This window comes from Moritella sp. JT01, from assembly GCF_001574435.1.
In the GTDB taxonomy this organism is placed as follows: Bacteria; Pseudomonadota; Gammaproteobacteria; order Enterobacterales; family Moritellaceae; genus Moritella.
Genome location: NZ_LOCN01000001.1, coordinates 511,253 through 517,497, shown reverse-complemented (window position 1 = coordinate 517,497; position 6,245 = coordinate 511,253). Strand labels below are relative to the sequence as shown.

The 6,245-nt window shown below is 40.4% G+C and carries 5 protein-coding genes; all 5 read right to left on the bottom strand.

Annotated elements, in window-relative coordinates:
* Positions 1–2,057: Ig-like domain-containing protein (locus AKG98_RS02260; RefSeq protein WP_157534054.1), on the bottom strand; the 2,057-nt coding region annotated here is incomplete at its 3' end.
* 407 nt (positions 2,058–2,464) lie between these two features.
* On the bottom strand, positions 2,465–3,787 hold the full coding sequence (locus tag AKG98_RS02255) for a TRAP transporter large permease subunit (RefSeq protein WP_067040688.1): 1,323 nt from the start codon (positions 3,785–3,787) through the stop codon (positions 2,465–2,467).
* A gap of 1 nt (position 3,788) precedes the next feature.
* Positions 3,789–4,370, bottom strand: coding sequence for a TRAP transporter small permease subunit (locus AKG98_RS02250; RefSeq protein WP_067040685.1), 582 nt, complete (start codon positions 4,368–4,370; stop codon positions 3,789–3,791).
* A gap of 18 nt (positions 4,371–4,388) precedes the next feature.
* Positions 4,389–5,405, bottom strand: a complete 1,017-nt coding sequence (locus tag AKG98_RS02245) for a TRAP transporter substrate-binding protein (protein ID WP_067040682.1) — start codon at positions 5,403–5,405, stop codon at positions 4,389–4,391.
* A gap of 316 nt (positions 5,406–5,721) precedes the next feature.
* Positions 5,722–6,234: a gluconokinase gene (locus AKG98_RS02240; protein ID WP_067040679.1), complete on the bottom strand. Its 513-nt coding sequence runs from the start codon at positions 6,232–6,234 to the stop codon at positions 5,722–5,724.
* Between the last annotated feature and the right edge of the window lie 11 nt (positions 6,235–6,245).

Below are 6,245 nucleotides of genomic sequence, written 5' to 3'. Positions count from 1 at the left end.
TAGTTACCTGAACCGTCCACTATTGTTGTGTAATCTTGACCGTTCACCGTCACAGTTACCGTATCGCCAGCAGTGATATCACCACCAGTCGCAGTACCGCTCACCGCTATCGTTGTCGCGCCAGCTTCTACTGCGTTAATCACGTCATCGCCAGCAACCGTTGCTATTGTTACCGTACCAGCATCGGCACTTGTATCGAATGAGATCGCATGTTCAGCAGCGTTACTGACAACAGTATTACCCGCCGTATCTGATGAAGCCACGCTTGCATCAATGGTATTGTCCGCTTGTAAATCTGAAGTATTTACATCAACCGTGTAGTTACCTGAACCATCCACTGTTGTTGTGTAATCTTGACCGTTAACCGTCACTGTAACTGTATCGCCAGTGCTAATATCACCGCCAGTCGCTGTACCGCTCACCGCTATCGTTGCTGCGCCTGCTTCTACTGCGTTGATCACGTCATCGCCTGCAACGGTCGCTATCGTAACAATGCCTGCGTCGGCTTGTAAATCTGCACCAGCAGCAATAGCATCAGCAGATGCTGAGGTATTACCTGCAACATCAGTTATCGTCGCGGTTACCGTATCGCCTGGCGTCACTTCAACGCTGATGCCTGTCGCGATATTTACTTCAGTCAATTCAACCGAAATAGGAGCTGCACCATCAACGGTATAAGTTAAAATATCGCCAACAACCGCATCATCAGGAACAGTGATAGTGGCGGTGATAGTTCCATCGCCCCCCACTTCTGCTGCGTTATAAATTGCGTCATCACCGGTTGATTCAAAGGTTATTGTCGGGGCGTCTGTTGCATTAGTGTCTAAAATAAATTCAAGAGGAGCACTTTGGCTGCTATTACCAGCTATATCCGTTTGACGAACAACGACACTATTATTACCTTCTACAGGTGTATATTCTGTCGACCAATCTCCGCCATTAACGCTGTATTCAACTGTTGCTCCGCTTTCAATGTCTGACACATCTAATATGCCATCACTTGAAATTAAATCATTACCGTTAGCGGTATCGTTAGTTAATATAACTATAGGTACTGTGATCTGAGTGTCTAATGTGAAGGTTAAGTCACTGCTATTAGAGACATTACCCGCCACGTCAGTTTGACGAACTGACACTGTATTAACACCTTCAACCGGGCTAAAGCTGTTAGTCCAAGTTGTACCACCGTCAACGCTGTATTCAACTGTTGCGCCATTTTCAATACCGGACACATTTAACGTACCGTCACTTGAAATCAAGTCACTGCTGTTAGCGCTATCGTTTGCTAATACGACTACTGGAGGTGATATTTGAGTGTCAAGTTCAAATGATAAAGACGTCGTTAAAGATTCGCCCCCAAAGCCATCAACCTGTCGAACATAAACCGTATTATTACCTTCAACAGGAACAAAAGTATTACTCCAATCGACACCATTAATACTATATTCAATCGTGGCGCCATCTAGCTTGCCACCAATAACGAGAGCTCCATCACTGGTGATTAGATCATTAACCGCGGTATCGTTACCTAATGTTACCGTTAATGCAGGAAGTTGATTAGCTGAAACCCCTTCATCTCTGGAATCATCGCTTTCAAAGTCATCCCCATTCACACTAGAAAATGCAGTGGTATTAAATTCGACATCAGCTAATGTTTCCGACGCACTTCGCTCTAAAGATACCGCAGAAGAACGTCCTCCATCACTCACATTACCTGCAGCAGTACTAACAGGGTCGATGAATTCAGCATCCGATTTAATGAGTGCTTGAATAGCCTCAATTTCTTTTAATGTTTCATCATCTATTTGTTTGTTTGCTAAATCAGCCGAGTCATTAGGTGCAGAAACCTTAGCCTCTGAATAATGTTCATTGATAATAGCAGTCGAGCCATCTGCGTATTGCAAAACAATCTCGGTTCCAGGCGTTATGTCAATTTTACCGCCAGCAGGTATAGCATGCCCATCAGCTAACAACTCCTCATTCAGTTCCAACCTAAACGTTGCCTTACCGGTAACACTAATTACCAGTGCATGCTGTGGGGTGACAAATGTAATCATAGCTAAAGCCTTCCGTTATTTTCCATTATTCAGGAGCAGTTATACATAACACGATTATTTAATTCGTTATTGTCAAGCGATTAATGTAATTAGACTGGGGGGGTATTGCCAATTGGTTATGGTAAGTTACAATACGTTACATAATTAAGATTTAAGCCCCAGAATAGCTCACATTTTACACACGGAAATTACACTCGCTTACATTTCCTGACATATGAATACATAATGCACATTTAAATAACATATTTAAATAACACTAAATGGATAAATATTGAACATTCTACGTTAAGGCTAGATAGATATATAAAGAAAGGGTACAAGAAACAAGTAATTTATTTGTAAAAAAGCCCGATGTTATTGCTAACATCGGGCTTTTTTACAAATTTATGCCTTACTATACGGAGAGGCTATCTCCACCATAATGCCAATTCTGGGAAGATGATAAGTAGTGCTAAAGCTACCACTTGTAAACAGATAAACGGTACAAGCGCACTGAAAATCTCACCTAAGCTGATGTCTTTTGGTGCTACCGACTTAAGGTAGAAAGCAGCAGGACCAAATGGTGGAGATAAGAATGAAACCTGCATATTCATACAGAACACCACACCAAACCAAATAGGATCAAAACCTAACCCAACCACAATCGGAACAAAAATTGGCATCGTTAACAGTGCAACACCAACCCAATCAAGGAACATGCCTAATACAAACAATACCGCCATCATTATGAGGATAGTACCCATTGGGCTACCGCCACTCATAGCGAGAATACCTTCACTTACAAAATCAATACCGCCCATTAGATTGTAAACACCAACTAATGCGCTCGCACCAATACCGATCCAGATGATCATGCCACAAGTACGCAAAGTCGCAATCGAGCTCTCTTTTAACATGTTCCAGTTAAGTTCACCACGGATTGCTGCGCTGATCGCAATACCTACAACACCGAGTGCAGATGCTTCAGTAATTGACGCAACACCAGTGTAAATACTACCCAGAACAACACCCACAGATAACATTGGGAATAATAATGCTTTTTTGAAGTTAATATCTTTCGCTGCATCTTCAGCTAATTCTTCGGCTGTCGGTAATGGTGCTAATGACGGGTTTAAGTGACAACGAATTAATACATACAAAATATACAGTAACGCTAATATCGCGGCAGGTAAAAATGACGCTTTAAACAGATCGCCAATTGATACACTGGCCGTTAGACCATAAATAATCAATACAATACTTGGTGGTAACATAGTACCTAACGCACCACCTGCACAGGTTGTACCGATCGCTAATTTACGATCATAACCAAGGCGCAGCATTTGTGGTAATGCAAGAATACCAAGTAGTACTGTTTCACCGCCAATCACACCCGACATTGACGCCAGTAATACCGCTACTAATAGTGTTTGAACTGCAACACCACCACGGACGTTACGGCCGACTTTTTTCATTGCATCGAACAAATCACGCGCAATACCAGAACGATCAAGCAAGGCAGCCATCAATACAAACATAGGCACGGCTAAAAATACGTACCCACTAACAAAACTATAAATCCGACTGGTAATGAGCGGTAAAACCTCTGGCCCAAACCAACCGAATGTAAATATAACCGCAACTAAACCAGTAACAAATGCTAACTGCATACCTGTTAACAACAGGCCAATCATAAGCACCAGCATTAATAAACTGCCGTAACCAATACCAATAGATGAAAGATCAAACATATTATTTTTTCTTCTTAATTAAACCGTGGACTTCTTGAATGAGGTGCAACACAAATTGAACTGACATTAAGCATAAAGTGCCAAAAATTAACGCTTTAAGTAGCGCAGGAAATACAGGATCCCAAGCTGAACCAGATGTCTCTAAACGCATTTCACCCCAAGGTGCATACCAGGCGCTTTCCACCATGGTATAAGCGGCATAAGAAAGTAATACCGTAAACAACAAACCCATAATATGGTGGAATACATTCAAGTACTGCTTTACACGCTCCGATACATGATCATAAATAAGCACAACGCGTACGTGTTTATCTGCTGCTAATCCATAAGCACCACCGATCACAAATAATGACCCACCAACGAAGGAAGCTGTTTCATGAACCCAAATTGTTGGCGCATTGAATACGTAGCGCATAAGCACTTCATAAAACGATATTAATACCGTAAACAGAAACAAGATACTTAATACATTACCTGTCCATATAATGCCTGAATCGAGACGATTTTTTGGTTGCAGTTCTTCTGGATTACTCATTGATTTTTTATCTTCTAAGTGGAAAAAAGGCTGCGAAGCAGCCTTCATATATATCGATTACTTAAATTACAGTAAGTTTTTCGCTTTTAAGTATGTTGTTATAGAGTCATATACTTTTTGTGCGTTTGGAGAACGTTTTGCGTAAATTTCCCATTGGCTACGCGCAATAGTACGGAATTTTTTACGTTCTTCTACAGGCCAGTCATGTATGGTGATGTTTGGATTTTTCATTGCGTCTGCAACCGCTTCCGCATCTGCTTTTTTCAGAGTATCAACCATAGTGTAAGCAAATGTTTTAACTGAATCTTGCATTAGTTTTTGTAAGTCAGCAGGCAGTTTATTCCACGATTTGGCACTGATTGATACTTCAATTGCAGGTAAAGAATGAAAACCAGGATATACAGGATGTGGTGCGATATCATTTAGACCCGCTTTATGATTCGTTGAGAATACCGTGTAATCAGCGGCATCAATAACGCCTTTACTTAAACCTGTAAATACTTCTGAACCTGGTAAATTAACTGGTGAAGCGCCTGCAGCTGCAAATACTTGTTGCACTAGACCTTCTGGTGCACGTAATTTAAGACCTTTAAGATCTGCAACACCATTAAGTGGTACTTTAGAAACAAACGCTTCAAGACCCGTTGCTGATGCGCCAATATAGTAAATACCATAAGGTTTGTAGATTTCACGCATTAGCTCGTTACCGCCGCCGTTATACATGTAATCCAGTAGTTGTATTGGATCAGACCAAGCACCAACTGTGTTACCCATTAAACCAAATGCGGGATCCTTACCAGCAAAGAAACTTGTTGCTGTAATGTGGCCTTGTAAAACACCAAACTTAATACCATCAAGTGTTTCTGTATGCTTAATTACGGCACCTACTGGTAACATTGTCACATCGATACGACCGTTAGAATCTTTTTCTAATTGGTCAGCCCATGCTTGTTGCACTTGGAAGTTTTTCTCACCCGATGGATCAGATGATTGAAATTTGAAGTTAAATTCAGCAGCGAATGCTGATGCACTCATCATAGTTGCAACTGATGCTGCAAGAATTGTTTTAGAAATGGTTTTCATTAGTAGCGGTATCCTTGTTTCTGACAAACCCGATAATGATGTTACCCAACCGTGTTACCGGTAACTGTTGAGGTAATCTTACTATTACAAACAGCTAAACCCTAGGGTTAACATCACATTTTTATATAAAATAACCGGATGATTTCAACTTTTAAGTCACTATTGTTACATATGATCAACTTTTAATTTTCATTTGAAATATAAAAATCGAGATAAAAAAAACGGTCATATTTTGATTAAAATATGACCATTTTATGGTTTTTGGATATGCTGATATTTTATGAACCCTATAAAACATCAATCCAACATCGTAATACTAGTAGCGCGTTAAAGCAGTAATACTGAGGCTTACGATGTCGTCAATTGTACCATCAATAGGAACAGAAAGTACGTCTTTTTCATCCTTAAGTGGTAACTCTAAAGTATTAAACTGGCTTTTTAACATGTCATCTCCACTAAAGAAGTGCCCTGCTCGCGCTTTCAACCGTGCTAAAATCAAATCAAAACTACCATCTAAGTAGATAAAAGTTACGGATTTATTACCATCTCGAATTTGATCTCGATAATTTTTACGTAATGCAGAGCAAACGATAACGCCTGTTTCATTTTTTTGTTCAATGCTAAAACATGCATCACGAACACGTTCTAACCAAGGCGTACGGTCTGCATCATTTAACGGTTGGCCAGCAGCCATTTTTAAAATATTTACTTTAGGATGTAGGTCATCACCATCAATAAATTTAGCACCGAGCTGCTGTGCAATTTTTAATCCTATCGTAGACTTTCCGCTACCAGAAACGCCCATGACTATAATACTTCTGCCTATCATATTCTTTACTT